General features: G+C 49.6%; 4 protein-coding genes (1 of these 4 only partly in view). All 4 read right to left on the bottom strand.

Features of this window, described 5'->3' with window-relative positions; all coding sequences use genetic code 11:
- Nucleotides 1–725: the beginning of a CHAT domain-containing protein gene (locus P5674_RS22265; protein WP_315670290.1), read on the bottom strand. 1951 nt of this gene lie to the left of the window's left edge; only the first 725 of its 2676 coding nucleotides appear in the window; the start codon lies at nt 723–725; its stop codon lies beyond the left edge, outside the window.
- A gap of 516 nt (nt 726–1241) precedes the next feature.
- Entirely contained in the window at nt 1242–1682 is a 441-nt protein-coding gene (locus P5674_RS22260; RefSeq protein WP_006616055.1) for a type II toxin-antitoxin system VapC family toxin, read from the bottom strand.
- A complete protein-coding gene (locus P5674_RS22255; protein ID WP_006616054.1) occupies nt 1682–1930 on the bottom strand; it encodes a hypothetical protein in 249 nt (82 codons plus the stop codon). The genes P5674_RS22260 and P5674_RS22255 overlap by 1 nt, the downstream gene beginning before the upstream one ends.
- Nucleotides 1931–2000: 70 nt before the next feature.
- Nucleotides 2001–2259 (bottom strand): hypothetical protein (locus P5674_RS22250; protein ID WP_315670289.1); only part of this gene is annotated, 259 nt, incomplete at its 5' end.

The raw sequence follows: 2259 nt of genomic DNA, 5'->3' as shown, positions 1-2259 counted from the left end.
CCGAGGTTAGTCAGGGTAGAGGAGAGGTCTTTGTCTAACCCCAACCGCCGCATAATCCCTGCGGCTTCATCGTAGGCAGTAATTGCCCTTTCGAGATGGGCTGCCGGGTTGATGCCCATCTCGGCTTGGGTGAGGCGGGCAACTCCGAGGTTATTCAGGGTTTGCGCCCGTCCTTCGGGACTATAGATTCCTAGATCTAACACCACCCCATAGCCGCGAATCGCAATCTCTAACGCTTCCGCATACCGACCATAGGGGAATTGTTGAATACTGATGCAGGTATTTTCAACTAAGCCTGCCACCCCTTCAGCTTGGCCGGGATTCTGAGCCAGAACTCCTTGCACAAACTGGGCAATCACATCCCCTAGGTTCGGAACAATCAACCCCATATTTTGCCGCATCACCTGATGCACCGCCGCTGTATCGCCTTCGTTTTCTGCTTGCAGCAGTTGCAGCCAAAAATCTTCCAATGCCGCTTGCTGATTTCCGCCAGTCCCCTCACTCGCCAAATACGCCCCCACCTGTTGCCCCACATTCCGCAAGAACCCTGCATTATTCTCCTGTCCCGCTTCCTGCAACTGTGCCGCCACCAACTCGCACACCTGCACAAACCCCTCATCCAGCAACTCCAGATGACCGTTAAGGATTTGCTGTTCCTCCCCTCCCGGACAGTCCAGGAGTTCTTGAATCAGGGAGAGATAAGCCTGCACTCGTTGTTCATCCATAGCGGCGCACCAGGAGACAGCCCCCCCATTTTACCCCCTTGCCTACCCTCAGAAACCGGGTTAATTTCTTAAATTTTTATTAAGGAATCGCTATCCTGCCATAAACTGGGTTTTTTTGCCCCGACCTGCTGCTATTTGAGGGATTTTACCTGCAAAATTCCGCTACATTCCCGTTAAAATAGATGGCATCCAACCCATGGAATTACCCCCTGATGGCACTGACCGGAATCACCCCAGAGGGAACCGCAACTATTCCCCCATAAATTATGGAATGGCTGCCATGAAAACCAGGCGATCGCATTAATATCGCCATTGACCCGCTATGGCAAAGTCTATTTATAACCCGCCCCCAAAGCGGCTAAAATTGATGTCGGAACCGGCTCGGGCTGTCTCTCTTACCCAGACAGAAAACCGGTTTCTTTAGCATCAATGAAAGAAGCGATCGCTCAAGGTGCGATCGCCTAATTTGTATACCTGAATTTGTGGGGTGTCGCTTGGCTTTACCCAACCTACGACTCACGCCTCCAACTCACTGACTAACAAAATCTTTAACTCCGCTATGGGCTTTAGTTGAGCATCATTAGTCAAAAATGCCTGACAGCCAGCATTTAATGCCGTTGCAATCTGAAAAGCATCTGGTAGTTGCAGATTGTACCGGACTCTAACCCTTGCCGCCTCACGAGCGATCGTTAGGTTATTCTCCAGAAACAGCACATCATCCCGTGTGAAAATAGCCACATAGGCTTGTTCTAAATTTGTTAAGCCCATCTGTAACGCACCCACTAAACACTCGGCAACCGTCACCGATCCCACTACTGGTGTAATCTCAGACTCTAATCGCTCAAATATTGGATCGACCCGATCAACAAAGCTAGGATTCCTTTCTACAAAGTAAATGACCGGAGCTGTATCTAAAAATAACCGAGATACTCCTGCTAGTGCTGCATCAATTTTCATTATTCGCCTCGCAATACCTGGCTCCGATGCTCATCTGCTTCTCTGCGGGTGCGTGAAACCCAATCTTGAGCATCTTCTCCCATCATTGGATAAGGAGCCATCCCTTTTAAATCAGCCCATCGAGGCTTTGCTGTGACGACCTCCTCGGACTTTTTAAGCCCCTGTGCAATCTGCCTAATCAACTCTAACCGATCTTCCGGGCTTAGTTGATCGACTTGCTGCAATAGTTGTTGTAGTAAAGGACTCATAAACCCAACCCCCGCCAATTTTCCGGCATCGCTGGCTCTAGTCTACCACTTTCGACTCCTGACTCCTTAGCTATAAGTTGGTTGGACCGAATGCAATGCAACCCAACATCTTACCCGGATTTGTTGGGTGTCGCTTGGCTTTACCCAACCTACGAACTTGAGAAATGGGGAGCGATCGCCTAATTTGTATACCTGAATTTGTTGGGTGTCGCTTGGCTTTACCCAACCTACGAACTTGAGAAATGGGGAGCGATCGCCTAATTTGTATACCTGAATTTGTTGGGTGTCGCTTGGCTTTACCCAACCTACGAACTTGAGAAATGGGGAGC

The organism is Limnospira sp. PMC 289.06 (assembly GCF_032350395.1).
Taxonomy (GTDB): domain Bacteria; phylum Cyanobacteriota; class Cyanobacteriia; order Cyanobacteriales; family Microcoleaceae; genus Limnospira; species Limnospira platensis.
This window is presented reverse-complemented; position numbering and strand designations above follow the sequence as displayed.

Excerpts from the sequence above, each read along its gene's own strand:
- P5674_RS22260 (WP_006616055.1), bottom strand. The coding sequence starts at position 1,682 with ATGAAAATTGATGCAGCACTAGCAGGAGTATCTCGGTTATTTTTAGAT.
- P5674_RS22255 (WP_006616054.1), bottom strand. The coding sequence starts at position 1,930 with ATGAGTCCTTTACTACAACAACTATTGCAGCAAGTCGATCAACTAAGC.